The organism is Massilia sp. YIM B02769 (genome assembly GCF_030411995.1).
In the GTDB taxonomy this organism is placed as follows: Bacteria; Pseudomonadota; Gammaproteobacteria; order Burkholderiales; family Burkholderiaceae_D; genus Telluria.
Genome location: NZ_JASNRC010000003.1, coordinates 62,528 through 87,611, shown reverse-complemented (window position 1 = coordinate 87,611; position 25,084 = coordinate 62,528). Strand labels below are relative to the sequence as shown.

Genomic DNA, 25,084 nt, shown 5'->3' with positions numbered 1-25,084 from the left:
GAATCCCTGGTTTTAGACGTGCAATAACAGGTGTTCGCGCTCCCATGGGCTGATGACGGTCATGAATTCCTGGTGCTCGAGTTCCTTGATCGCAGAATAGACGTCGATGAAACGTTCGCCCAGCACCTCGCGCAGGGCCGCTTCGCCGCGCAGCAGGTTCAGGGCTTCCGGCAAGCCTTGCGGCAGCTCGACCGGCATGTTGTAGGCGCTGCCTTCGACGATCGGCGACGGTTCGGTGGCCTCGACCATGCCGAGGTAGCCGCAAGCCAGGGTGACGGCCAGCGCAAGATAGGGGTTGGCGTCGGCGCCGATGATGCGGTTTTCCACACGGCGGTCCTGCGCACCCGACACCGGCACGCGGAAGCCGACGGTGCGGTTGTCGATGCCCCATTGCAGGTTGATCGGCGCGGCCGTGTGGCGCACGATGCGGCGGTAGGAGTTCACATACGGCGCCACCACCGCCATCGCCGACGGCATGTAGCGCTGCAGGCCGCCAATGTATTGGTGGAACAGCGTCGATTCGGAGCCATCCTCGTTGCTGAAGATGTTGCGACCGGTGCCGGCATCGACCACGCTCTGGTGCACGTGCATCGCCGAGCCCGGCTCGCCCGCCATCGGCTTGGCCATGAAGGTGGCGTACATGTCGTGCTTCAACGCCGCTTCGCGCAGGGTGCGCTTGAAATAGAAGACCTTGTCGCCCAGGCCGAGCGGATCGCCGTGCTGGAAATTGATTTCCATCTGGCCGGCGCCGATCTCGTGGATCAGGGTGTCGACGTCGAGGTTCATCATGTCGCAGTAATCGTAGATGTCCTCGAACAGCGGATCGAACTCGTTGACGGCGTCGATGCTGTAGACCTGGCGGCTGGTTTCCGAGCGTCCGCTGCGGCCGATCGGCGCCGTCAATGGCAGGTCGGGGTCGATGTTCTTGGCGGTGAGATAAAACTCGAGCTCGGGCGCGACCAGCGGCTTCCAGCCCTTTTTCTCGTACAGTTTCAGTACACGGCGCAGTACCGAGCGCGGCGCGAAGTCGACCAGCTCGCCGCTGGCGAAATAGCAGTCGTGGATGACCTGCGCCGTCGGGTCGACCGCCCACGGCACCATCGTGATGGTGGTCGGGTCGGCCTTCAGGATCATGTCGCGGTCGGTGGACGAGATCGCCTTGTCGTAGGCCGCGTCATGGGTCGGCGAATTGCCAGTGACGGTCATGCCGAGCACGGCTTCCGGCAGGCGCATGCCGCGCTCTTCGGTAAATTTGACGCGCGGCAGGATCTTGCCGCGGGCAACGCCGGTCAGGTCGGGGACCAGGCATTCGATTTCGGTGACGCGCTTGGCATTGAGCCAGTCGTCCATGTCGGTGTAACTAAAATTCTCGCGGATTGCCATGATTGCCTCATTGTTCGCTTCGGTTCGCAGGCGCGCGCGGGCACGCCTGCACGTAAATGCAGGAGAGACCGAGGCAGAGCTAGGGGACGGCGCGCGCCGCCCACTTTTCCCAGGCGGTCATAAGCGTCCCTGTTTCCTGGCGCGGTAATCGCGGCAAGCCTGGCCGAAGGCGCCGAACATCTTCATGGAATACGGGTTATGCGTGATGCGCCATTCCGGATGCCACTGCACCGCCAGCGTGAAGCCGGGCGCGGCGCCGACCGAGAAGGCTTCCACCAGGCCGTCCTCGGCGGTCGCTTCGACCACCAGGCCGGGCGCCAGTTCGTTGACGCCTTGCCCGTGCAGGGAATTGACGGGAATTTCGTCGGCGCCGAGCACGCCGTGCAGGAAGCCGCCCGGCACGATGCTGACCTTATGGGCATCGCCGTATTGTTCGTCCATGCCGAGTTCGGGATCTTCGCGGTGGTCGAACTTGCCGGGCACGGTCTGCACCGCCTGGTGCAGGCTGCCGCCAAGGGCCACGTTCATCTCCTGGAAACCGCGGCAGATCGCGATGATCGGAATGCCCCGCCCCACGGCTGCGCGGATCAGCGGCAGCGTGGTTTCGTCGCGCGCCGGGTCTTGCGGCAACGAGGGATCGAGCAAGTCTTCCGAATAATAGCTGGGGTGGACATTCGACGCCGAACCGGTGAGCATGATCCCGTCGCACAGTTGCAGCATGGTCTCCAGGTCGAGCGCCGGCCCGAGCGAGGGCAGGATCATGGGAGCGCAATCGGCTCCCAGGACGACAGCGTCGCAATACTTGTGCTGGGCTGCGTGGTACGGGTGTTCGCCGAAGTCACGCGTGCATGCTGGAACAATGACGATGGGGCGCATGTTGTCTACCTTGTCGTGAGCGCACGAGGACCATCATACGAGCAATCTGGTCCGGGCGCGAGTGGCCGTTAATCCAGATCAAACACCGTGCGACAAGTACGCGCAGGCGGCACCGATCTGCTAGTAAAACGCGATTTCCATAGCAAAAGCTTAACGTTAACCGAAGATCGATGCCAACACGATCCGGCAGCCCTGGACTGCCTGCCTCTTTCTCCCTTTCTCTGTCGAAAAATCTTACAGTCAAGCCCAGCCGTATTGATCCCGATCAGTTAAGTTCTTGAAAGAAATGAATATTTCTTTTCAGGCACACTAATTGCTTTATATGAAAGCAGAGTGTTTCCAACCTGAATTCAACCTGACGAGAACTACGACCATGCTGAAAAAGATCATCGCTACCGCCGCCCTCGCCCTTGGCGTCACCTCCGCTGCCCAAGCTACCTACCTGCCGGCCTACCTGACCACCAACGATCCATACAACGCCACCCTGAAGATCAGCGATGTGGCAGGCACCGAGATCGAATCGGCCAAGCTGTACCTGACCTTCGCCGACGTGACCAACAACACCTGGACCACCAAGGAAACCATCTCGGTCAAGCTCGATGGCGTGTTGGCCGGCACCATCTACAACGTCGGCAGCGACTACACGACCTACAGCTTCAACGTGCGTCCGTCGACGCTGAGCGATAACAAGCTGGACCTGTCGATCTCGCTGGGCTGCACCCCGGCCTACTACATCTTCTGCCTGGACCAGGACGTGTGGCTGAAGAAGATCCTGCTGGACATCAAGCGCGTGCCGACCAAGCCGACCGTGCCAACCACCCCGACGGAACCAACCACCCCAACCACGCCGACGACGCCGACCACTCCGACGACGCCAACCGAGCCGACCACGCCAACCACCCCGACGGAACCGACCACGCCAACCCAGCCGACCGAGCCGACCCCACCGGTCGACGTGCCGACCGAACCGCCAGTCGTCACCCTGCCGCAGCCGCCAGTCGAACTGCCGGCCGACCCGACCACCCCACCGTCGGAAGTGCCTGAGCCGGCAACCCTGCTGACCCTGGGCCTGGGCCTGATGGGCCTGGCAGCTGCACGCCGCCGCAAGTAATCGCAATCCCGCGCAACCCCGGCATTGCCGGGTCAGCTAAAAATGAGCGCCCTGTGGTTCGCCCACACGGCGCTCTTTTTGCGTCTTTGACTTACTGTCGGAAAACTTGACACCCGGTTCGTTCGACCAGGCAGTGCTTCACGCGGCAGGAAATGCCAGCGTGAAGGTGATCCGGCCGCCGTCCGCCTGGACACCCGCCTCGCCGCCATGCAGGACCATGATGGCGCTGACGATCGACAAACCGAGGCCGGTCGAGCCTTCGGCATCGCTGCGCGCGGTATCGGCGCGATAGAAACGCTCGAACAGGTGTGCCAAATGTGCCGGCGCAACCGGCAGGCCGGAATTCGTCACGCTGAGCACGGTCCGCTCGCCTTGCGCCTCGGCGTGCAGGACGATGGTGCTGCCTTCATCGGCATGGCGCACGGCATTCGACAGCACATTGGCCAGGGCGCGCCGCAACAGCGCAGCGTCGGCCAGCACGGTGGCATCGCCGGTGCATGCCAGCGTCAGCGCGCGTTCCTGCGCCATGCCATCGTAGAAGTCCGCCACCTTGCGCATCTCGTCCAGCGCCGCCAGCGGCCGGCGCTGCAGCCTTACCTCGTCCTGCTCGGCGCGCGCCAGGAACAGCATGCTGTCGATCATGCGCGCCAGCCGTTCCAGTTCTTCGATGTTGGATGCGGTCAGGGCTTCGTAATCGGCGACGCTGCGCGCCTGCGCCAGCATGACCTGGCTCTGCCCCAGCAAATTTGTCACCGGTGTACGGAACTCGTGCGCCAGGTCGGCCGAAAAACCGGACAGGCGGACATAGCCTGCCTGTAGCCGGTCGAGCATGGCGTTGATGGCCCCGGCCAGCGGCAGCAGTTCCGACGGCACGCCGGCGGTGTCGAGACGGCGCGCCAGCGTGCCCGGACGCACCAGCGCGGCATGCTCGGCCATGGTGTGCAAGGGCCGCAGACCGCGGCGCAGCATCAGGGCTGCCAGCAAGGCCGCAGCCAGGGCGCTGACCGCCGCCGCGCCGGCAATCTGGCGCCGGTACGCGGCGAACATGGCGCTGCGCTCGGCGTAGGCGCGGGCGACCACCACCGTTACCTCGTCCGCGTCCAGGCGCGCGCTGCCGGCCACCACCCGGCCCGGGTCGCCGCGGCGCGTGGTCCAGGCCGCAATTGCAGAGGTGCCCGGCGCGGCGCCGGCGGACGGCGGCACCGGATAGTGTTCGCCGAGGGCATTGATGTCGGCCAGCAGCCGGCCGTCGGCGCCCAGGATGCGTACCAGGGAATTTTCCTGGCCGCTCATCGTGTCGCGGAAGACGTCCGGCTGCGCGCGCAGCAACTCAGCCGCGCCCGGACGCCCCAGCAGCGTCTGCACCTGGCGCAGCTTGCCCAGCAGCTGGATATCGTCGCGCCGCACGATTTCGCCGGCAAAGGCGCGGTACAGGTAGACGCCGAGGCTGGACGCCGCCAGCGCCACGATCAGCGTAAACACGAGCGTCACGCGCAGGGTCAGCGAACCGCGCAGCGCCCCGCTCACTGCACCGCCCCGCTCTCGCACACATAGCCCATGCCGCGTCGCGTGTGGATCAGCTTGTCAGAGAAAGGATCGTCGATCTTGCGCCGCAAGCGGCGCACCGCCGCATCGATGACGTTGGTGTCGCTGTCGAAATTCATGTCCCAGACCTGGGACGCGATGAGCGAGCGCGACAGCACCTGGCCCTGGCGCCGCGCCAGCAAATGCAGCAGCGCGAACTCCTGGGCCGTGAGGGTGATCGCCTGACCGCCCCGGCGCACGCGGCGGCGCAGCACGTCGATTTCCATGTCGCCGATGCGGATCAGCTCTTCTTCGCGTACCGGGCCGCGCCGCAACAGGGTGCGTATGCGCGCCAGCAATTCGACGAAGGCAAAGGGCTTGACCAGGTAATCGTCGGCGCCCAGTTCCAGGCCACGCACCCGGTCTTCGACCTCGTCGCGCGCGGTGAGGAACAGCACCGGAATCTGCTCAGTTGCCGGATCGCCGCGCAGCGCCTCCAGCACTTGCCAGCCGTCCATGCGCGGGAGCATGACGTCGAGCACGACCAGGTCGATCTCTTCTTCGCGCGCGATGAACAGCCCGTCGCGGCCGTTGCGCGCGAGATGCACCGTAAAACCCGACTCGCTCAGGCCGCGCTGCAGGTAGTCGCCGGTCTTCGGCTCGTCTTCGATCACCAGGATGGCCATGGCATGCTCGGGCAAAAGCGCCATTCTATGCCGGTTGCGCGCGGCCGAAGATGACAGGATTGTCATCTGGCGGTCAGCTGCGCGTCGCCTGCCGCCCCTTATCGTGATGGCTGTCCCAACCATTCGAGAAATACCATGCGCTCATTCCTTGCCGCCCTGCTCGCCGTCTGCGCCTCTTCCTCCGCCTGCGCCCAGCTGCGCCAGCACGACGAGCTGACGCTGGCTGCCGCCAACCGCCTGGCCGGCGGCGCCGTCGAGGCCTGCGCGCGCCAGGGACGCGCCATCGTGGTCAGCGTGCTCGACCGCGGCGGCAATCTGGTCGCCCTGCAGCGCGCCGACGGCGTCGGCCCGCACAACACCGAAGCGAGCCGGCGCAAGGCCTATACCGCCCTGTCGACGCGCAGCGCCACCCTCACCCTGGCGCGCAAGGCCGCCGCCGACCCGGATGCACGCAACCTGGCCGGCCTGCCCGAGCTGCTGTTGCTGGGTGGCGGCCTGCCGTTGATGGCTGGGGGACAACCGGTCGGCGCCATCGGCGTGGCCGGCGGTGGCGGCGCCGCCAACGACCATGCCTGTGCACTGGCGGCGCTGGCCGCCGTCCCGCAACTCGACCAACCTTGATCCCTTTTGAAAGGAAACACCATGCAAGCACTTCGACCGCTGATCCTGGCCGGCGCCCTGTTCCTGGCTGCCGGTTCCGCCCTCGCCGCACCCAACCCGCTGAGCGTCCACGTGCTCGACCTGCAAAGCGGCCAGCCGACCGCCGGCATCGGCGTGACGCTGGAACAGCGCAGCGGCGAACAATGGCGCGAACTGGCGGCCGGCGTCACGAACGCGCAGGGACGGATCGCCGCCCTGTATCCGGAGGGCAAGCCGATCGCCGCCGGCGAATACCGCATCGTCTTCAAGACCGGCGAGCACTACGCGCGCCAGGGCCAGGCCACTTTCTTCCCGCGCATTCCGGTCGAGTTCAAGGTGGAAAATACGACGCAGCACTACCATATTCCTCTGCTGCTGAGCCCCTTCGGCTACTCGACCTACCGCGGCAACTGACGCGTCCTGCCGCAAGGTAGCGGAACCGGCGGTGCCGAAAAAAGGTCTACCATGAAGCATTGTTCATCGAACCGAGGACTTCATGCTGAACCTGAAAGACACCAGCCTGCTGCGCCAGCAGGCCTATATCGACGGCGCATGGTGCGACGCTTTGGAAGGCGCCACGGTCGACGTCATCAATCCCGCCACCGGCGAGAAACTGGGCACCGTGCCGCACATGGGCGCCGAGGAAACCCGGCGCGCCATCGAGGCCGCGAACGCCGCCTGGCCGGCCTGGCGCAAGAAAACCGCACGCGAGCGCAGCCTGATTTTGCGCAAGTGGAACGACCTGATGCTGGAGAACGCCGACGACCTGGCGCTCCTGATGACGGCCGAACAGGGCAAGCCCCTCACCGAATCCAAAGGCGAAGTCGCCTATGCCGCCTCCTTCTTCGAGTGGTTCGGCGAGGAAGCCAAGCGCGTGGCCGGCGACACCATCCAGTCACCCTGGCGGGACCGCCGCATCGTGGTGACGAAGGAACCGATCGGCGTCTGCGCCGCCATCACACCGTGGAACTTCCCGGCGGCGATGATCACCCGCAAGGTCGCGCCGGCACTGGCCGCCGGCTGCCCCATCGTGCTGAAACCCGCCGAGCTGACGCCTTATTCCGCCCTGGCGTTGGCGGTACTGGCCGAGCGCGCCGGTGTGCCGAAGGGCGTGTTCAGCGTCGTCACCGGCGACTCGAAAGCCATCGGCGGCGAAATGACGAGCAACCCAATCGTGCGCAAGCTTAGCTTTACCGGCTCGACGGCGGTGGGCCGCCTGCTGATGGAACAGTGCGCGCCGACCATCAAAAAGATTTCGCTGGAGCTGGGCGGGAATGCGCCTTTCATCGTCTTCGACGATGCCGATATCGATGCCGCCGTGGACGGTGCGATCGCGTCGAAATACCGGAATGCGGGCCAGACCTGCGTGTGTGCGAACCGGCTGTATGTGCAGGACGGCGTGTACGAGGAATTCGCGCGCAAGCTGGTGGCGGCGGTCGAGAAGCTGAAGGTGGGCAATGGCGTCGAAGCCGGCGTGACCCAGGGGCCATTGATCGAGGAAAAAGCGGTGGCGAAGGTCGAGCAGCATATTGCCGACGCCCTGTCGAAAGGCGCGCGCCTGATGTTGGGCGGCAAGCGCCATGCACTCGGACACAGCTTCTTCCAGCCGACCGTGCTGGCGGACGTGACGCCGGCGATGATGGTGGCGCGCGAGGAAACCTTCGGACCGCTGGCGCCTCTATTCCGGTTCAAGACCGAAGAGGAAGTGATTGCCATGGCCAACGACAGCGAGTTCGGGCTGGCCTCGTATTTCTATTCGCGCGATATCGGGCGGGTGTGGCGCGTGGCCGAAGGAATCGAGAGCGGGATGGTGGGCGTGAATACCGGCCTGATCTCGACGGAAGTGGCGCCGTTCGGCGGGGTCAAGCAGTCGGGACTGGGACGCGAGGGGTCCGTGTACGGGATCGAGGATTACCTGGTGATCAAGTACATCTGCATGGGCGGGATGTGATGGCGCGCGACCCGCTGCACGGTGTGGTGGATGCGCCGTTGTTCATCGTGCCGCGGGTGATGGAGGGATTGCGGGCTTATCGTCCGGGGCTGGAAGGCTTGGCTGCGGCGGAGTTCGAGCGTTTGCGCAGGCGCTTGCTGGAGGGGATCGAAGGGCATCCGACCAGGTTTTGGGTGTTGAAACAGGTGCAGAAGTCGCGGGACGCGGTGGAGGGTGAAGATATCTCGGCACGCAAGCAGTTCAATGCTGCACTGGAGGCGCTGCTGGCGATTGTTGGCGCCTCGTAGGTTGGGAACACCGTGCCCACGCTGTTACGTGCTCATATCCCGGACACGTGCCGGGAGGTGTCGCTCGTAACCCTTTACATCGGCCGCCAGTGCTTCATAATCGTCACCGGAACGCATTGGTACAACCCGGTGGGCTCGAGAGCCCACCCTACGCCTGTGCAAACGCACGTAGTCGAAATGAGTCGACTGTCAACGCGGATTAAGCGTCCTTGTATTCGTAGTACTTGCGCGCATCGCCGCGCACTTTATCGGCCGGATACTTGGCGCGGTTCAGCACCATCTTCTCCTCCACCGCCGCCATCAAATCGACATCGAGCTTGTCGGCCAGCCGCACGAGATACACCAGTACATCGGCCATCTCGTGCCGCACTTCACGCAGCTTGTCTTCCCCGAGCTCGTCGAGACGCCCCGTCTGCAGCCACTGGAAATGCTCCAGCAGCTCGGCCGCTTCCACGCTCAAGGCCGACGACAGATTCTTCGGCGTATGGAACTGGTCCCAGTCGCGCTCGTCCACGAACACGCGCACGAGATCGCGCAACCGGGCCAACTCCCCCGGCATGCCGGGCTCGGGAGCAGAACTCACAGTTCTTCGCCGCGGTCGCGGTAGCCTTCCAACACCACTTCCAGCTTCGGTGCGATTTCGGCGTAGCTGCTGACGGTGATGCCGAGGTCGCGCAGCAGGCCGTCGTGCACGCCGTAGACCCAGCTGTGGATGGTCAGCGGCTGGCCGCGTTCCCAGGCGTCGCGCACGACCGTGGTTTGCGCGACGTTGATCACCTGCTCGGCGACGTTCAGTTCGACCAGGCGGTTGGTGGCCGACACGCCGCTGACGTTGCCCAGGTACTGGCCGTGCTTGTCGCGGACGTCGCGCACGTGGCCGAGCCAGTTGTCGGCCAGGCCGACACGGGTATTGTTCAGTGCGGCGCCCACGCCCGAGCAGCCATAGTGGCCGCAGAGGATGATGTGCTTCACTTTCAGCACGTCGACCGCGAATTGCAGCACGGTCAGGGCATTCAGGTCGGAATGCGAGACCACGTTAGCGATGTTACGGTGCACGAACAGTTCGCCCGGGGCCATGCCGAGCAGTTCGTTGGCGGGGACGCGGCTGTCGGAGCAGCCGATCCAGAGGTATTCGGGGGCTTGTTGCGAAGCCAGGTCCTTGAAGAAGCCCGGGTCTTGTTCGACCATCGAGGCCGCCCATTCGCGGTTGCGCTTGAACAGGTCTTCCGCGGTCAGGCCGGTGGGGGTTTTTGCCATGTGGTTCTCCTTGCTGCGGGCGGCGCGGAACGCCTGCCCGTGTGGTGTTCGGTGAGATTTCCGTATTGTAAGCGGAGTAGAGGCGGATGTGGATTCGCTGTCGCGGTCAGGGTGTCGGCGGTTCCCGTACGGTGGGCACTCCGTGCCCACGCGGAAGCGTGCGTGGTGATGGCCGTTTTCGAAGCGCGCTCGTCGCCATTTGTTTAACGTCTCGGGATGATCATTTGGACGCGTTTCGATCATCGTACCGCGCGGGGGAGAACCCAGCCAACCATGTTCGTCGTTCCGCGTGGGCACGGAGTGCCCACCGTACGATATCCAGCAGCTCGGCCGAACCGACGCACCGTACATTCATGAAAAAACCGCCGGGGACTCGCGTCGCCCGGCGGTTCATTTCAACTTCTTATTCGAAGAAGTCTTTTACTTTATCCATCCAGCCCTTGCTCTGCGGGCTATGCTTGGCGCCGCCCTCGACCGTCATGCGCTCGAACTCGCGCAGCAGGTCCTTCTGCTTCTCGGTCAGCTTCACCGGCGTCTCGACGATCACATGGCAGAACAAATCGCCATGGTAACCCGAGCGCACGCCCTTGATACCCTTGCCCTTCAGGCGGAAGGTCTTGCCGGTTTGCGTACCTTCAGGCACCGTGAACGACACCTTGCCCGACAGGGTCGGCACCTCGATCTCGCCACCCAAGGCCGCTTTCGAGAACGAAATCGGCATCTCGCAGTGCAGGTCGTCGCCTTCGCGCTGGAACACCGCGTGCGGCTTGATGTGGATTTCCACGTACAAGTCGCCCGACGGACCGCCGTTCGTGCCCGGTTCGCCGTTGCCGGTCGAGCGGATACGCATGCCATTGTCGATACCGGCCGGAATCTTGACTTCCAGCGTCTTGTTGCGCTTGATGCGTCCGGCGCCCGAGCACGATGGGCAGGGTTCCGGAATCATCTTGCCGCTGCCATGGCACTTCGGGCAGGTTTGCTGGATGCTGAAGAAGCCCTGCTGCATGCGTACCTGGCCGTGGCCGGCGCAGGTGGTGCAGGTCACAGGCTGGGTGCCCGGCTTGGCGCCGCTGCCGTGGCAGGTGTCGCACTTGTCCCAGCTCGGCACGCGGATGGTGGTGTCGTAGCCGTTGGCCGCCTGTTCCAGCGTGATCTCGAGGTTGTAGCGCAAATCGGCGCCGCGGTAGACCTGCGGACCGGCATTGCGCGAACGTCCGCCGCCGCCGAAGATGTCGCCGAAGATATCGCCCAGGTCGCCGAAACCGCCGCCACCGAAGCCGCCTCCGCCGCCGCCCATGTTCGGGTCGACGCCGGCATGACCGTAGCGGTCGTAGGCCTCGCGCTTCTCCGGATTGGTCAGCATCTCGTAGGCTTCCTTGACCTCCTTGAACTTCTCTTCCGCTTCCTTGTTGTCCGGGTTGCGGTCAGGGTGGTACTTCATCGCCAGCTTGCGATACGACTTCTTGATCTCTTCTTCCGAAGCACCCTTTGCGACCCCAAGGATCTCGTAAAAATCACGCTTTGCCATTTGGCACCTTGCTGTTGTCTACTAATCGAAACTGTTTGAGCAAAAAAACCGAGCCGCGCACCCTGGGGGCTACGTCGGCTCGGTTCGTTACGCGCTAAGGATTACTTCGCGTCTTTCACTTCCTTGAAGTCGGCATCGACCACGTCGTCGGCCTTGGCCGATGCGTCGGCACCACCCTGCTGGGCGCCACCTTCGGCACCGCCAGCCTGCTGCGCCTGCATGTCGGCGTACATCTTTTCGCCGAGCTTTTGCGCAGCGGTCGACAGGGCGGCCGTCTTGGCTTCGATGTCGCCCTTGTCGCCCGACTTGATCGAGCCTTCCAGGTCGGTGATCGCCGCTTCGATGGCTTCCTTCTCGCCGGCTTCCAGCTTGTCGCCGTATTCGGTCAGCGACTTGCGGGTCGAGTGCACCAGCGCGTCGGCCTGGTTACGCGACTCGGCCAGTTCCTTGACCTTCTTGTCTTCCTCGGCGTTCAGCTCGGCGTCCTTCACCATCTTCTGGATGTCCTCTTCGGTCAGACCCGAGTTGGCCTTGATGGTGATCTTGTTTTCCTTGCCGGTGGCCTTGTCTTTCGCGCCGACGTGCAGGATGCCGTTGGCGTCGATGTCGAAGGTCACTTCGATCTGCGGGGTGCCGCGTGGTGCCGGCGGCACGCCTTCGAGGTTGAACTCGCCCAGGCCTTTATTGCCCGCAGCGATTTCGCGCTCGCCCTGGAACACCTTGATGGTCACGGCCGGCTGGTTGTCGTCGGCGGTCGAGAACACCTGCGAGAACTTGGTCGGGATCGTGGTGTTCTTGTGGATCATCTTGGTCATCACGCCGCCCAGGGTTTCGATACCCAGCGACAGCGGGGTCACGTCCAGCAGCAGCAAGTCCTTGCGCTCGCCCGACAGGACCGAACCTTGAATGGCGGCGCCAACGGCGACGGCTTCGTCCGGGTTCACGTCACGGCGTGGCTCCTTGCCGAAGAATTCCTTGACCTTTTCCATGACCTTCGGCATACGGGTCATGCCGCCGACCAGGATGATGTCGTCGATGTCCGAGACCTTGACGCCTGCATCCTTGATGGCGATGCGGCATGGCTCGATGGTCTTGGTGATCAGTTCCTCGACCAGCGATTCCAGCTTGGCGCGGGTAATCTTCAGGTTCAGGTGGACCGGCGCGCCGTTCGCCATGGCGATGTACGGCTCGTTGATTTCGGTCTGTGCCGACGACGACAGTTCGATCTTCGCACGCTCGGCCGAGGCCTTGATGCGCTGCAGGGCGATCGGATCTTTCGACAGGTCCAGGCCGTTGATCTTCTTGAACTCGTCGATGATGTAGTCGATCACGCGCTGGTCGAAGTCTTCGCCGCCCAGGAAGGTGTCGCCGTTGGTCGACAGCACTTCGAACTGCTTCTCGCCGTCCACGTCCGCGATCTCGATGATCGACACGTCGAAGGTGCCGCCGCCGAGGTCATACACGGCGATCTTGCGGTCGCCCTTGTCGGTCTTGTCCAGGCCGAATGCCAGTGCGGCAGCGGTCGGCTCGTTGATGATGCGCTTGACGTCCAGGCCGGCGATACGGCCGGCGTCCTTGGTTGCCTGGCGCTGCGAGTCGTTGAAGTAGGCCGGCACGGTGATGACGGCTTCGGTGACTTCTTCGCCGAGGTAGTCTTCGGCGGTCTTCTTCATCTTGCGCAGGACTTCGGCCGAGATTTGCGGCGGAGCCAGTTTCTTGTCGCGCACGCCGACCCATGCATCGCCGTTGTCGGCTTTGCTGATGGTGTAAGGCATCAGCGAGATGTCCTTCTGGACTTCTTTCTCGTCGAACTTGCGGCCGATCAGGCGCTTGACCGCGAACAGGGTGTTCTTCGGGTTGGTGACCGCCTGGCGCTTGGCAGGTGCGCCGACGAGGATCTCGCCGTCTTCTTGGTAAGCGATGATCGACGGCGTGGTGCGCGCGCCTTCGGCGTTCTCGATCACCTTCGGCTGGCCGTTTTCCATGATCGCGACGCAGGAGTTGGTGGTCCCCAGGTCGATACCGATAATTTTGCCCATGATTTGTTTTCCTTTGAATGCTGAGATGTTTTTAATGCTTCGGATATTGGGAAATACCTGACTGCTTTCAAGGCCTCTTGCCAGGCAGCACCTTACTTTTTCTTCTTACTTTGCTTGTGCTGCAGTAACAATAGCCGGACGCAACAGGCGGTCGGCAATCATGTAACCCTTTTGCAGGACGCTGACGACCGTGTTCGCTTCCTGGTCGGCAGGCACCACGGCCACGGCCTGGTGCTTGTTTGGGTCGAGCTTCTCGCCTTGCGCCGGCATCACTTCCACCAGGCGGTTCTTCTCGAAAGCGGCGGTCAGCTGCTTGAGGGTCATTTCCACGCCTTCGCGCATGGCTTCGACGGTTTGCGTTTCGACCTTCAGGGCCATTTCCAGGCTGTCGCGCACCGGCACCATGGCCTCGGCGAAGCTTTCGATGGCGAACTTGTGGGCCTTGCTCACATCTTCCTGGGCGCGGCGGCGGATGTTTTCGCCGTCGGCCTTGGCGCGCATGAATGCATCGTGCATTTCAGCCAGCTTGGCTTCGGTCGCGCTCAGTTGCTCTTCGAGGGTCGGTTCGCCTTTTGCTGCTGCGGTGTCCGCCGCGGCGGGTGCGGCCTCGGCCTCCGGCTGGATATTCACCTCTGGGTTTTCTTGGTCATGCATCGAAAAAACTCCTGAAATCAAGGACTTGGCTGAATGGTTGGACAAGGTCTACTTGTCGTACAGCGCCGCATATGGGGCGATCTCCTACATTTTCAAGGGATATTGCGACTCTGTTAGCAGAAAGACTGACAAAATTTGTTACAACAGTTACCGATGAGGTGATTCTTTCCCGTACTCAAGGTTCTACCATGTTCTTGCACGCGTCATGGATGCGTGACCAGAACAACAACCGAGCGTGGGAGAGCAGCATGAGATTGCACTTGATTAGCAGCGCCGTCGTGGTCTACACCGCCCTTGCAACAGCGTGTATTTGCTACGCCGGGGTGTGAACCACGCCACAAAAACGTGCCATTTTAGCAGGTTGGGATCAGGGGAGCCCCGTCGTGGGGTTTGTGGCCGGGCCAACGGGCGGTGGGTTCGAGAACCCAACCTACGTATATCGGCTGTAGGGTGGGTTCTCGAACCCACCATTTACATCACGCACCGAGACGCAACGCGTGTTCGCGCGCCATCTCCGCATCGCGCCGCTCGGCCTCGCGCTGTGACGGACTCATCATGGTCGGCCAGCCGATCAAATGCTGCTCGGCGATCTCGGCCATGCCCACGATCCAGGTCGGCGCCTCGTTCAGGCAGGGAATGTAGTGGAATTCCTTGCCGCCGGCGGTTTCGAAGTCATGCTTCACTTCCATCGAGATCTCTTCCAGCGTCTCCAGGCAGTCGCTGGTAAAGCCCGGACAGATCACGTCGACCCGCTCGACGCCCTGGCGCGCCAGTTCGGCCACGGTTGGCGCCGTGTAGGGCTGCAGCCACTCGGCCTTGCCGAAGCGCGACTGGAAGGTGACGACATACTCGTCCGGCGCCAGGCGCAGGCGTGCGGCCAGCAGGCGTGCGGTCTTCTGGCATTCGCAGTAATACGGGTCGCCCAGTTCCAGCGTGCGCTTCGGCACGCCGTGGAAACTCATGACCAGTTTCTGGCCGCGGCCGTGCGCGTCCCAGTAGGCCAGCACGGTGTCGTGCAGGGCGTCGATGTAGCCGTCGTGGTCGTGGTAATGCTTCACCAGGCGCAGCTCGGGGATATTCCGCACGTTTTTATAGTGCGCGAACACCGCGTCCCAGATCGAGGCGGTCGTGGTGCCCGAATACTGCGGGTAGGCCGGCAGGACCGCGATGCGGTCGCAGCCGTCGAGCTTCAGTTGATCCAGCACCTCCGGCAGCGAGGGCGAACCATAGCGCATCGCCATGCGCACCTGCACGCCTTCGTGGCCGCGCTGTTCGAGCGCCGCTTGCAGCAGTTGCGCCTGCTTCTGGGTATGCACCTTCAGCGGCGAACCGTCTTTCGTCCAGATCGTCTGGTATTTTTTTGCCGAGGCGCCCGAACGGAACGGCAGGATGATCAGTTTCAGGATGAACGACCACACCAGGCGCGGGATTTCGACCACGCGCGGATCCGAGAGGAATTGCTTCAGGTAGCGCTTGACCGCGGACCGGGTCGGTGCGTCCGGCGTGCCGAGGTTGACGAGGACGATGGCGCTGTGGGCAATGCTGCCGTGGGTGTGGGGTGGTTCTTTTCGAAAGGGCATAAGGAAGACAGAAACGCTTGGTGCTCCATTATAGGTGGGCGCCGCCCCGCCTTCGAGAAGATATTCCTGATTGCGGCGATAGCCCAACAGTTGATCGGGCCGATAGGCGCGGTCAATGGAAACGACAACGCCACCGCAGGAGGGTGGCGTTGTCGTTCTGGCGGACGGGCGACAGGCGGCGTTCCGCCTGCCCGGTGTCAGGTTGTCACGTGCAGGCGCACATCGATGTTGTTGCGCGTCGCGTTCGAGTACGGGCAGACGATGTGGGCCTTGTCGACCAGTTCCTGCAGCTGCCCCTGCTCCATTCCGGGGCCGTGGATGGTGAGATCGGCTTCGATGCCGAAGCCCGTCGGGATCTGGCCGATGCCGACTTCGCCGGTCACGGTCAGGTCTTCCGGCAGTTTCACTTTTGCCTGGCCGGCGACGAACTTCAGCGCGCCCAGGAAGCAGGCCGAGTAGCCGGCAGCGAACAGTTGTTCCGGGTTGGTGCCAGTGGCGCCGTTGCCGCCCAGTTCCTTCGGCGTGGTCAGCTTCACGTCCAGCACGCCGTTGTCGCTGCGCGAGGTGCCTTCGCGGCCGCCCTGCGAGGTGGCCTTGGCGCGGTACAGGACTTTGTCGATGCTCATGCGATCCTCCGTGTTTTGGTTGGATGGAGATTGTGGCAGATGGGTGAAGTGGACAGCGCGCGGCAGAATGAAAGCATCTTGTTCAGTGAGTGATTTCTAACCAACAGAATTCATGCAAAGAAAATAAGCATTGCCATCTTTCTGAATATGCTTTTTAGTAGACGAAATTCGGTGACGACGAGGAAACATCTGTGCCGAATGATACGGAGAAATAACACGACCATGGGAGACCGAGATGGCACAGCCAACCAATCAAAAACTAGCAGTCCTGATCGACGCAGACAACGCGCAATCATCGATAGTCCAGCAGCTTCTTGCAGAGATTTCACGTTACGGGGTTGCGACGGTTAAGCGGGTGTATGGAGACTGGACTAACTCAAACTTAAAGGGGTGGAAGGAAGTACTGAACGCGAACGCCTTACAGCCATTTCAGCAGTTTGGCTACACGACTGGCAAGAACGCCACCGACTCTGCGTTGATCATTGATGCGATGGATCTTTTACACTCGGAGCGGGTAGACGGCTTCTGCCTGGTTTCTTCAGATAGTGACTTTACTCGGCTTGCCACACGCATTCGAGAATCAGGTCTTGTCGTGTACGGTTTCGGCGAGAAAAAGACGCCGAAGCCGTTTGTTGTAGCTTGCGACAAATTTGTGTTCACAGAAATTTTGCGAGGCGATAAGCCACCTCTACTTGAAAAAACGCCGGACGAGGTGAGCGTGAAACCTGTCGAAGGAATTCTAAAAAGTGCAGTGACCGCCGCGATGCGCGACGATGGATGGTCGATGCTCTCTACTGTTGGAGGTCTGATCACAAAAACCAATCCTGAGTTTGATCCCCGAAATTATGGTTTCGAAAAGCTCGGACAATTGGTTCGCGCGCAGTCGTATCTCGAAGTAAAAACAGTCGCCTCAAACGAAAATGGGGGGCCGTCGCACGTGTATGTCCGGCTCCACGACTAACCATCACGCGGCTTGAAACGACTACAGGAAGCAACGACTGCCTGAGCCGCTACAACCTCAAGACGCCAGCAATTCCCGCGCATGCTTGCGCGTGGTCTCGGTAATCTCGATCCCGCCCAGCATGCGCGCCACTTCCTCCACGCGCGCCCGGTTGTTCAGCACCTCGATGCGCGACACCGTGCGCCCTTCGCCTGTCGTGCCCTTGGCCACCTGGAAGTGCTGGTTGGCCTGGCTCGCCACCTGCGGCAAGTGGGTCACGCACAGCACTTGCCGCTGCTGGCCCAAGCGCTTCAGCAAGCGCCCCACCACCTCGGCCACGCCGCCGCCGATGCCGCTATCGACCTCGTCGAAGATCAGGGTCGGCGTCACGGTGGCATTCGAGGTGATGACGGAAATGGCCAGCGAGATACGCGCCAGTTCGCCGCCCGAGGCGACTTTCGCCAGCGGACGCGGCGCCACGCCGGCGTGGCCGGCCACCAGGAATTCCACCTGCTCCAGCCCATGCGCACCCGGCTCCGACGGATTCAGCGCCACGGCAAAGCGCCCGCCGCCCATGCTCAGTTCCTGCATGGCCAGCGTCACCTGTTCGCTCAGCGCCTTGGCCGTGGTCACGCGCCGCGCCGACAATCGATTTGCGACCTTCCTGTAGGCGCTTTCCGCCTTTTCTTCCTGGCGTTTCAGGCCGTCGATGTCGGTGGCATCGGCCAGCTGGCGCAGCTTGGCGGCGAGCGTCGCGTGTTCCTCGGGCAGTTCTTCCGGCGTGACGTGGTACTTGCGCGCGGCGCTGTGCAGGGCATCCATGCGGGCGTCGACTTCGCGCAGGCGGCTCGGGTCCAGCTCGACCTTGTCGATGTAGTTGTTCAGCGCATACACCGCTTCCTGCAGCTGGATGCGCGCCGGTTCCATGCAGTCGAGCACGGCCTGCAGCTCGGCGTCGACGTCAACGAGCTTACCCAGCTTGGTGTTCAGCGACGACAGCTGCGACAAAATCGGATGGTCCGATTCCGAGATCGCGGCCAGCGCCTCTTGTGCACCGTCGAGCAGGCTGGCGGCATGCGACAGGCGGCTGTGCTCGTTGGTGATCTCGGTCCACTCGCCCGGCTTCGGCGACAGCTTGTCGAGTTCGCTTACCTGCCATTCGAGGCGCTCGCGTTCGAGCAGCACATTCTTGGCATTCGTTTCGTATTCCTCGCGCTGGCGCGACAGCGCACGCCAGGCACGCCAGGCGCTTGCCACTTCCTGGGCTTCAAGCACGGCGGCCGGGTCGCGCACGGCGATCTGGTTGTCGAGCAGGGCGCGCTGGGCGTCGGATTTCAACAGGCTCTGATGCGCGTGCTGGCCGTGGATGTCGACCAGCATGTCGCCCAGTTCGCGCAGCTGGCCGGCGGTGGCGGCGATGCCGTTGATGTAGGCCTTCGAGCGGCCGGCGTTGTCGATCACGCGGCGCAGCAGCGCCCCCCCCTCTTCGCTGGCGAACTCGTGCTCTTCGAGCCAGCTCGCAGCCTGCGCGGTGAGGGCGAAGTCGGCCGTGATGTCGGCCCTGGCCGCGCCCTCGCGCACCATGCTCGCTTCGCCGCGCCCGCCGAGCGCCAGTTGCAGCGCGTCGATCAGGATCGACTTGCCGGCCCCGGTTTCGCCGGTGAAGACCGAAAAGCCGTTGGCAAATTCGAGTTCGATCGCGTCGACGATGACGAAGTCGCGGATGGTCAGTGTGCGCAGCATGAAGAAACAGGTCTCCTGTGGTTCTTTTACTTGAGTTTGCCGTCGTAGGACGGGTATTCGTGCCAGTGCAGCTTTTCGCGCAGGGTGTTGTAGTAGCTCCAGCCTTCCGGGTGCAGGAAGGTGATGGTGTTCGGCGAGCGCGAGATGACGATCTCGTCGCCGTGCTGCAGGCTGGCGAAGGTCTGCATGTCGAAGTTCACGGAGATGTCGCGGCCACTGACGATGGTGACCACGATCTCGCTGGTGTCGGGCACGGCGATCGGCCGGTTCGACAGCGCGTGCGGCGCGATCGGCACCAGCACGATGCCTTGCAGGCTGGGATGCAGCAGCGGCCCGCCGGCCGACAGCGCATAGGCCGTGGAGCCGGTGGGCGTGGAGACGATCAAGCCGTCCGAACGCTGGTTGTACATGAACTGGCCGTCGACCGTCACGCGCAGCTCGGCCATGCCGGCGCCGCTGCCGCGCGCCACCACCACATCGTTCACGGCCACGCCGCAATAGATCATGGCGCCGTCGCGCATCACGCGCCCTTCGAGCAGGCTGCGCTTCTCGGCGGTGGCCTTGCCCTGCAAAATTTCGCCGAGCGCCGGCAGCATGCGCTCGACCGGGATGTCGGTGATGAAGCCGAGGCGGCCGAGGTTGATGCCGATGAGGGAGACTTCGTACTTGGCCAGCTGGCGCGCAATGCCGAGCATGGTGCCGTCGCCGCCCATCACGATGACCAGATCGGCCTGCTCGCCGATGGCGTTGACGTCCATGGCTTCAATGCCGGGCATGCCGAGGTGGGCCGCGGTATCGGCCTCGAACACCACGCGGTAGCCGGCGTCCTGGAGAAAGCCCAGGATGCGCTCGACGGGTTCTTCGATGCCGGCCGTGTTTTGCCGCACCACGAGCGCGATGAGTTGTTGCGCTTGGTTTGTTTCTTGCTCAGGGGGCATAGGTCTCTCGGCAGTAGAAGGCGAACACGCTGAGATTAACCGATAATCCCAGCGCCTGCCACTTGGCCGCACGGCGAATACTGTACAAAATCACAGTATAGATGGGCGAGCCGGATAACTGCAAGTTCAGCCCATCATTCCCATCGCTGCGGCGAACACGGCCGCCAACATGATGCTGAAGGTATGCGCCGTCATCAGCACCATCCAGCGCAGCGCGGTCAGGATGCGGCTGCCGCCATACACCTTGCGCATGGCGGTGGGCAAATAGAACACCAGCCACAGCCCGAGTGCCTTGCCCACCAGCGGCACGAAGTCGGGCATGACCAAGATCAGGCTGAGGCACAGGAAGGCAAAGGCATTCGTGTGCAGCGCGAACAGCACGTGTTCGCCGTAGCGGCGCCCCGAGCCGAGATACAGCAGCTTGAGGAAGGCGGCGAACACCGGCATCAGGAGGAAGATCGCGTACGGCGCGTAGCTGAAGAAGGCGCGCTTCAGGGCTTCGTTGCGGACCTCGCTCGGCAGCTTGCCGAAGTGATCCATCTTTGCGCCAATCGACGGGTGGACCTTGTCCGCCAGGTTGCGCAGGTCTTCGTCGTCGTCCTCGATTTGGATCAAGGCGGGTTGATTGGTTTTCTTGTCCGCCGGCTTGGCGGCAGGCGCTGCGACGGCGGCCTGGCCATCTCCTGCCGGCGCCGGCTGCACGGCAGCGGCCTTCGGCTTCGCCGCTTCGATCTCCCTTTCCTGGGCGCCGATGTTGATGCCGCTGAACTTGAACAGTGCAAAGAAGATGATGCTGAAGGTCAGGTAGAGGCGCAACGGCTCGACATAGCGCACGCGGCGCCCCTCGATGTACTCGCGCGTCAATTGCCCTGGCTTGAACAGCAGCAGCTTGACCGACTGCCACAGCTTGCCCTCCAGCGCCACGTAATGGGCCACGAACTCATGCAGGAACTCGCGCGCGCTCGGCACATGCAGCTTCGCGGCCTGGCCGCACTCCTGGCAAAAATTGCCGCTCAGGGCGAAACCGCAGTTGGGGCAATTCGCGGGGCTGTGGTGCAAATGGGCTTCGGATTTCACGGAACGGGAGGCACGGTGATGGCGAAGCGTTCATGTTATCCAGTTAATTGCAAAAAAGCATCATAAACCGGTCATTCAATTGCGCGACTGTCGCATGCCCGACGCGTTAGGATTCATGCAAGAGTCAGCAACAGGAGGATACCCATGGTTACCGAAACCAAAGACCGCTTCGTCAACACCGATGCAAAGATCGAAAACGACGGCGTCAAGCGCCAGCCGCACGAGCGCGATGAGTCGCCCGATGGCCAGGACACCGAGCCGCGCGGCATCATCAAGCAGGCGGCCGAAGACCTGGCGCAAGGCCTGGTCGACACCGATGCCCGCAACACCCCTGGCATCAGCGTTGCGGTCGAACCCGACGCCGACGCCACCGGCCAGGCCAACCCACAACCCGACCGCCATCGTTCGATGCGCGATCACGATTCCGTCGAGCCCGTACCGGGCAAGAACCGATAAAGGAGAACTCATGACCATCAAACGCAATGGCAGCGCCGTCTGGAGCGGCGGCCTGAAGGACGGCAAGGGCGCGGTCTCGACCGGCAGTGGCGTGCTGAAGGATTCGCAGTACGGCTTCAACACCCGCTTCGAGGACGGCCCCGGCACCAACCCGGAAGAACTGATCGGCGCGGCCCACGCCGGCTGTTTCACGATGGCCCTGTCCGGCCAGCTCGGCCAGGCCGGCCTGACGGCCGAGGAACTGCGCACCACGGCCACCGTGTCGATGGAAAAGGTCGAGGGCGGCTTCAAGATCACCGCCGTGCACCTCGACCTGGTGGCGAAGATTCCCGGCGCCAGCCAGGAGGCCTTCGACAAGGCGGCCACCACCGCCAAGGAAAACTGCCCGGTGTCGAAGTTGTTTAATGCCGAGATCACGCTGGCTTCGCGGCTGGAAAACTGATTCGTTGATGTTGGGTGAACGGTTCATGCCCGCGTTGGCATTTCCATTCACTCGCAACGCTGACCGTACGGTGGGGTCATTGATGCCGGGGGCATCAATGACGAAGTGCCCACGCGGTTACGCACGTTTGCTTGCACCTGCGGCCGTAACTGATCGCTCGGACCATTTATGATGGCCACGAACTGACCAAATGGCGCCCTTCGGATACGTATCGAGCGATATGTTGCCGGCACAGGTGCAAGCAGGTGTACGTAACCGCGTGGGCACTTCGTCATTGATGCCCCCGGCATCAATGACCCCACCGTACGGTCAGCGCCAACAATGAAACGACGCCGGCGGAACATCCGTGATGGACAACGCCTCCTTCCTACCCGCCTCCGGCAAGGATCGCCCCGAACGCATAAAATTGCTGCTTTCCGTTTTCTCAGAAGGACACCACCCCATGCGCATCCTGCACACCATGCTCCGCGTCGGCGACCTGCAACGCTCCATCGATTTCTACACCCAGGTCCTCGGCATGAAACTGCTGCGCACCAGCGACAACCCCGAGTACCAGTACAAGCTGGCCTTCCTCGGCTACGGCAGCAACCCCGACCACGCCGAACTCGAGCTGACCTACAACTACGGCACCGAGCGCTACGACATGGGTACCGCCTATGGCCACATCGCCATCTCGGCCGACGACATCTACGTCACCTGCGACGCCGTACGCAAGGCCGGCGGCAACATCACGCGCGAGCCGGGCCCGGTCAAGGGCGGCACCACCGTGATCGCCTTTGTCACCGACCCGGACGGCTACAAGATCGAGTTCATCCAGCGCAAGGACAACGAAGGCGGCGGCGGCCTCAGCAACTAAGAGGCAACGGGGCCAGCCGGCGAAAACCGGCCCTGCCCGGCAGGGCTGGACGCTTGCTGTTAAAATTCTTGCGCCTGTTTCCACAGGCATTCAATACGTCTTCGGGGCGGGGTGGAATTCCCCACCGGCGGTAAGGTCTGCAAAGACCAAGCCCGCGAGCGCCTGCCACTTCCCGTGGCAGGGTCAGCAGATCTGGTGCGATGCCAGGGCCGACGGTCATAGTCCGGATGAAAGAAGATGTGCGCTGCCATGCGCTTTGCCTCTGCTCGCCCCTGCGGCTTGCACGCAAGGCGCGTCTATTCGCTTGCCCTGATGCGTTTTTCGCCAACTTCACGCGAGGAGCGTCTCACAATGTTAGTCAACACTTACTCCCTTCACAGCACCGACCTGGACGGCCGCATCGCCGCGGCACTGGCGGCCACCCGCGCCGGCATCCCGGTCATCCTGCTCGACGATTTCGACCGCGAAAACGAAGCCGACCTGATCGTTGCCGCCGAAAAGCTGACCGTCGAAACCATGGCCCTGATGATCCGCGAATGCAGCGGCATCGTCTGCCTGTGCCTGTCGGCCGAGCGCGTGCGCGAACTGGAACTGCCGCCGATGGCCATCGAGAACGGCAGCCGCTACGGCACCCCGTTCACGGTGTCGATCGAGGCGCGCCACGGCGTCACCACCGGCGTCTCGGCGGCCGACCGCGTCACCACCATCCGCGCCGCGATTGCTGCCGATGCCAAGCCGGACGACCTGGTGCGCCCTGGCCACGTATTCCCCCTGCGCGCCACGCCGGGCGGCGTGCTGTCGCGCGCCGGCCATACCGAAGGCTCGGTCGATTTGTCCATCATGGCCGGCCTGCAACCGTCGGCCGTGCTGTGCGAGCTGATGAACCCGGACGGCACCATGATGCGCGGCGCAGACATCGAGCGCTTTGCCGAGGAACGCGGCTTCCCGATCCTGACGATTGCCGAGATGATCGAATGGCGCAAGCGCCAGGCGTAATGCGGGCATGAACAACGGCGCTGCGGCGCCGTTTTTCTTTACGGAAGCATTTGAAAGAAGTCATTGCACGGGGTCAACGGTCGCCTTGACCGAAGACAAACGAACTCTTCAATACGCGAACGCAGCAGCCGAGCCCGACCTAGACTGAAGCATCAAACGTCAATGGAGGCGCGTCATGTCCGGTTTCCGTTCATCCAGGATCGTCATTCCAACCCACCAGGCAATGTCAGGCGCCGTCCTGGCACTGTGCGCCTTGCTGACTGCTTGCGGCGGCGGCGGCGGCAGTCACACTCCGCACCCGGCGCCGCCCGTCCAGCCCGCGCCGCCCTCGCCACCGGTCAACCAGGGTCCGCTGTACGACTTTACCCCCATCGGCCTGCCCGGCATCACGTACGGCGTGGTCGACCGGCAAGGCATTGCCAACGGCGGACTGGTGACCGGCAGCTCGTGGGATGAATCGGGCACCGTCCGGGCTTTCCTGTACAACGGCAAGACCAACATCGACCTCGGCACCTTTGGCGGGGCGAACGCGCGGGCCTTCGCCGTCAACCGCTGCGGCCAGGTAGCCGGCTGGGGGCAGACGCCGTCCGGCATTCCCCACGCCTTCTTCTACGACGGCACCCTGCACGACATCGGCACGCTGGGCGGCGAGTCCTGGGGCGTGTCGATCAGCACCTGCGGCAAGGTGGCCGGCTGGTCCACGGTGCCCGGCTCGCCGCGGCACGCCTTCTATTACGACGGCAAGTCGATGCGCGACCTCGGCACCCTGGGCGGGCAGATCTCGGAGGCGCTCGACATGAATGCGGCCGGCCAGGTGGTCGGCACATCAACGATCACGGGCGAGAACGTGCTCCACGCCTTCCTGTACGACGCGCGCACGGGTGCGCCGCTGCAGGACCTGAATCCGCCCGGCTTCAGCTCGCAGGCAATCGACATCAACGAGTCCGGCCAGGTCACCATCAGCGCGCGCGACCCCGTGGTCGATGGCCTGCTGCGCGCCTTCCGCTACAGCGGCGGCGTACTCCAGGACCTCGGCATGCTGCCCGACACCAACGGTGCGGTGCCCCATGCGATCAACGACGCCGGCCATGTGGTCGGCTACGTCTACAGCAATTTCGGCCAGGTCGCCTTCGTGCATGACGGCACGAGCATGCGCAGCCTGGGCACGCTGAACGGCGGCCGCTTCTCCGACGCCAACGCCATCAACGCCTCCGGCCTGATCGTCGGCCAGGCGGTCGATGGGAACACCGGTCCCGAGCACGCCGTTGCCTGGGGGCCGACCTATGGCCTGGTCGACCTGAATACGCGGGTGAAGGACCTGCCGGCGGGAGTCGTGCTGCTGGAAGCCGAGGCGGTGGCCGACGATGGCGCGATTGCCGTACGGACCAACACCGGACTCGGCCTGCTGCGACCAAGAAAGAACGGCGGCAAATAAGCGTTCATGGGAAGAAAAACGGCGCCAGTAAGGCGCCGTTTTTTATTTGCATCCAGGAGC

General features: G+C 63.2%; 25 protein-coding genes and 1 riboswitch. Of the genes, 11 read left to right on the top strand and 14 right to left on the bottom strand.

What is annotated here, in order from left to right; translation table 11 throughout:
* Positions 1-12 precede the first annotated feature (12 nt).
* Together QPK31_RS05505 and QPK31_RS05500 are read right to left on the bottom strand one after the other, a co-directional pair.
* Positions 13-1,383, bottom strand: coding sequence for a glutamine synthetase family protein (locus tag QPK31_RS05505; RefSeq protein ID WP_290421943.1), 1,371 nt, complete (start codon positions 1,381-1,383; stop codon positions 13-15).
* A gap of 117 nt (positions 1,384-1,500) precedes the next feature.
* A complete protein-coding gene (locus tag QPK31_RS05500) occupies positions 1,501-2,259 on the bottom strand; it encodes a gamma-glutamyl-gamma-aminobutyrate hydrolase family protein (protein ID WP_290421942.1) in 759 nt (252 codons plus the stop codon).
* Between the two features lie 373 nt (positions 2,260-2,632).
* Between QPK31_RS05500 and QPK31_RS05495 the strand changes: the two genes are divergently transcribed.
* Positions 2,633-3,370 carry a PEP-CTERM sorting domain-containing protein gene (locus QPK31_RS05495; RefSeq protein ID WP_290421941.1) on the top strand — a complete coding sequence of 246 codons (738 nt, stop codon included), beginning with the start codon at positions 2,633-2,635 and terminating at the stop codon, positions 3,368-3,370.
* Positions 3,371-3,508: 138 nt separating this feature from the next.
* Here QPK31_RS05495 and QPK31_RS05490 read toward each other — a convergent pair whose 3' ends face one another.
* Entirely contained in the window at positions 3,509-4,897 is a 1,389-nt protein-coding gene (locus QPK31_RS05490; protein WP_290421940.1) for a heavy metal sensor histidine kinase, read from the bottom strand.
* Positions 4,894-5,580 carry a heavy metal response regulator transcription factor gene (locus QPK31_RS05485; RefSeq protein ID WP_290421939.1) on the bottom strand — a complete coding sequence of 229 codons (687 nt, stop codon included), beginning with the start codon at positions 5,578-5,580 and terminating at the stop codon, positions 4,894-4,896. The genes QPK31_RS05490 and QPK31_RS05485 overlap by 4 nt, the downstream gene beginning before the upstream one ends.
* 135 nt (positions 5,581-5,715) lie before the next feature.
* Here QPK31_RS05485 and QPK31_RS05480 point away from each other — a divergent pair, with 135 nt between their 5' ends.
* From QPK31_RS05480 to QPK31_RS05465, 4 genes are all read left to right on the top strand, one after another.
* On the top strand, positions 5,716-6,201 hold the full coding sequence (locus QPK31_RS05480) for a heme-binding protein (RefSeq protein ID WP_290421938.1): 486 nt from the start codon (positions 5,716-5,718) through the stop codon (positions 6,199-6,201).
* A 21-nt stretch (positions 6,202-6,222) separates the two neighbouring features.
* On the top strand, positions 6,223-6,633 hold the full coding sequence (gene uraH, locus QPK31_RS05475) for a hydroxyisourate hydrolase (protein WP_290421937.1): 411 nt from the start codon (positions 6,223-6,225) through the stop codon (positions 6,631-6,633).
* Positions 6,634-6,715: 82 nt separating this feature from the next.
* On the top strand, positions 6,716-8,170 hold the full coding sequence (gabD, locus tag QPK31_RS05470; RefSeq protein ID WP_290421936.1) for an NADP-dependent succinate-semialdehyde dehydrogenase: 1,455 nt from the start codon (positions 6,716-6,718) through the stop codon (positions 8,168-8,170).
* On the top strand, positions 8,170-8,457 hold the full coding sequence (locus QPK31_RS05465; protein WP_290421935.1) for a hypothetical protein: 288 nt from the start codon (positions 8,170-8,172) through the stop codon (positions 8,455-8,457). Before gabD ends, QPK31_RS05465 begins: the two co-directional genes overlap by 1 nt.
* Positions 8,458-8,656: 199 nt before the next feature.
* Here QPK31_RS05465 and QPK31_RS05460 read toward each other — a convergent pair whose 3' ends face one another.
* The 7 genes from QPK31_RS05460 to QPK31_RS05430 form a co-directional block, all read right to left on the bottom strand.
* On the bottom strand, positions 8,657-9,016 hold the full coding sequence (locus QPK31_RS05460) for a nucleotide pyrophosphohydrolase (RefSeq protein WP_290421934.1): 360 nt from the start codon (positions 9,014-9,016) through the stop codon (positions 8,657-8,659).
* A 20-nt stretch (positions 9,017-9,036) separates the two neighbouring features.
* Entirely contained in the window at positions 9,037-9,714 is a 678-nt protein-coding gene (can, locus tag QPK31_RS05455; protein WP_290421933.1) for a carbonate dehydratase, read from the bottom strand.
* Positions 9,715-10,117: 403 nt separating this feature from the next.
* On the bottom strand, positions 10,118-11,242 hold the full coding sequence (dnaJ, locus tag QPK31_RS05450; protein WP_290421932.1) for a molecular chaperone DnaJ: 1,125 nt from the start codon (positions 11,240-11,242) through the stop codon (positions 10,118-10,120).
* A 101-nt stretch (positions 11,243-11,343) separates the two neighbouring features.
* The gene (gene dnaK / locus QPK31_RS05445) at positions 11,344-13,281 is read right to left on the bottom strand and encodes a molecular chaperone DnaK (RefSeq protein ID WP_290421931.1); all 1,938 of its coding nucleotides are present in this window, start codon (positions 13,279-13,281) and stop codon (positions 11,344-11,346) included.
* Between the two features lie 105 nt (positions 13,282-13,386).
* Positions 13,387-13,935, bottom strand: a complete 549-nt coding sequence (grpE, locus tag QPK31_RS05440) for a nucleotide exchange factor GrpE (RefSeq protein WP_290421930.1) — start codon at positions 13,933-13,935, stop codon at positions 13,387-13,389.
* A 476-nt stretch (positions 13,936-14,411) separates the two neighbouring features.
* Positions 14,412-15,515, bottom strand: coding sequence for a ferrochelatase (hemH, locus tag QPK31_RS05435; RefSeq protein ID WP_290421929.1), 1,104 nt, complete (start codon positions 15,513-15,515; stop codon positions 14,412-14,414).
* Between the two features lie 197 nt (positions 15,516-15,712).
* On the bottom strand, positions 15,713-16,141 hold the full coding sequence (locus tag QPK31_RS05430) for an organic hydroperoxide resistance protein (protein ID WP_229439154.1): 429 nt from the start codon (positions 16,139-16,141) through the stop codon (positions 15,713-15,715).
* Positions 16,142-16,376: 235 nt separating this feature from the next.
* Between QPK31_RS05430 and QPK31_RS05425 the strand changes: the two genes are divergently transcribed.
* Entirely contained in the window at positions 16,377-17,102 is a 726-nt protein-coding gene (locus tag QPK31_RS05425) for an NYN domain-containing protein (RefSeq protein WP_290421928.1), read from the top strand.
* Positions 17,103-17,159: 57 nt separating this feature from the next.
* Here the strand turns inward: QPK31_RS05425 and recN are convergent, their stop codons facing one another.
* The 3 genes from recN to QPK31_RS05410 all read right to left on the bottom strand — a co-directional run bounded on the left by recN (position 17,160) and on the right by QPK31_RS05410 (position 20,839).
* Positions 17,160-18,824, bottom strand: a complete 1,665-nt coding sequence (recN, locus tag QPK31_RS05420; RefSeq protein ID WP_290421927.1) for a DNA repair protein RecN — start codon at positions 18,822-18,824, stop codon at positions 17,160-17,162.
* 26 nt (positions 18,825-18,850) lie between these two features.
* Positions 18,851-19,762, bottom strand: coding sequence for an NAD kinase (locus QPK31_RS05415; RefSeq protein WP_290421926.1), 912 nt, complete (start codon positions 19,760-19,762; stop codon positions 18,851-18,853).
* 126 nt (positions 19,763-19,888) lie between these two features.
* On the bottom strand, positions 19,889-20,839 hold the full coding sequence (locus tag QPK31_RS05410) for a DUF3667 domain-containing protein (protein WP_290421925.1): 951 nt from the start codon (positions 20,837-20,839) through the stop codon (positions 19,889-19,891).
* A gap of 144 nt (positions 20,840-20,983) precedes the next feature.
* Here QPK31_RS05410 and QPK31_RS05405 point away from each other — a divergent pair, with 144 nt between their 5' ends.
* The 5 genes from QPK31_RS05405 to QPK31_RS05385 all read left to right on the top strand — a co-directional run bounded on the left by QPK31_RS05405 (position 20,984) and on the right by QPK31_RS05385 (position 25,024).
* Complete coding sequence (locus tag QPK31_RS05405; RefSeq protein ID WP_290421924.1) at positions 20,984-21,295, top strand: hypothetical protein; 312 nt, start codon at positions 20,984-20,986, stop codon at positions 21,293-21,295.
* Positions 21,296-21,305: 10 nt separating this feature from the next.
* Entirely contained in the window at positions 21,306-21,737 is a 432-nt protein-coding gene (locus tag QPK31_RS05400) for an OsmC family protein (protein ID WP_290421923.1), read from the top strand.
* A 442-nt stretch (positions 21,738-22,179) separates the two neighbouring features.
* Entirely contained in the window at positions 22,180-22,593 is a 414-nt protein-coding gene (gloA, locus tag QPK31_RS05395; RefSeq protein ID WP_290421922.1) for a lactoylglutathione lyase, read from the top strand.
* A gap of 93 nt (positions 22,594-22,686) precedes the next feature.
* A riboswitch (FMN riboswitch) is annotated at positions 22,687-22,836 on the top strand.
* A 108-nt stretch (positions 22,837-22,944) separates the two neighbouring features.
* On the top strand, positions 22,945-23,589 hold the full coding sequence (ribB, locus tag QPK31_RS05390; protein WP_290421921.1) for a 3,4-dihydroxy-2-butanone-4-phosphate synthase: 645 nt from the start codon (positions 22,945-22,947) through the stop codon (positions 23,587-23,589).
* Between the two features lie 223 nt (positions 23,590-23,812).
* Complete coding sequence (locus QPK31_RS05385) at positions 23,813-25,024, top strand: hypothetical protein (protein ID WP_290421920.1); 1,212 nt, start codon at positions 23,813-23,815, stop codon at positions 25,022-25,024.
* Positions 25,025-25,084: the final 60 nt, after the last annotated feature.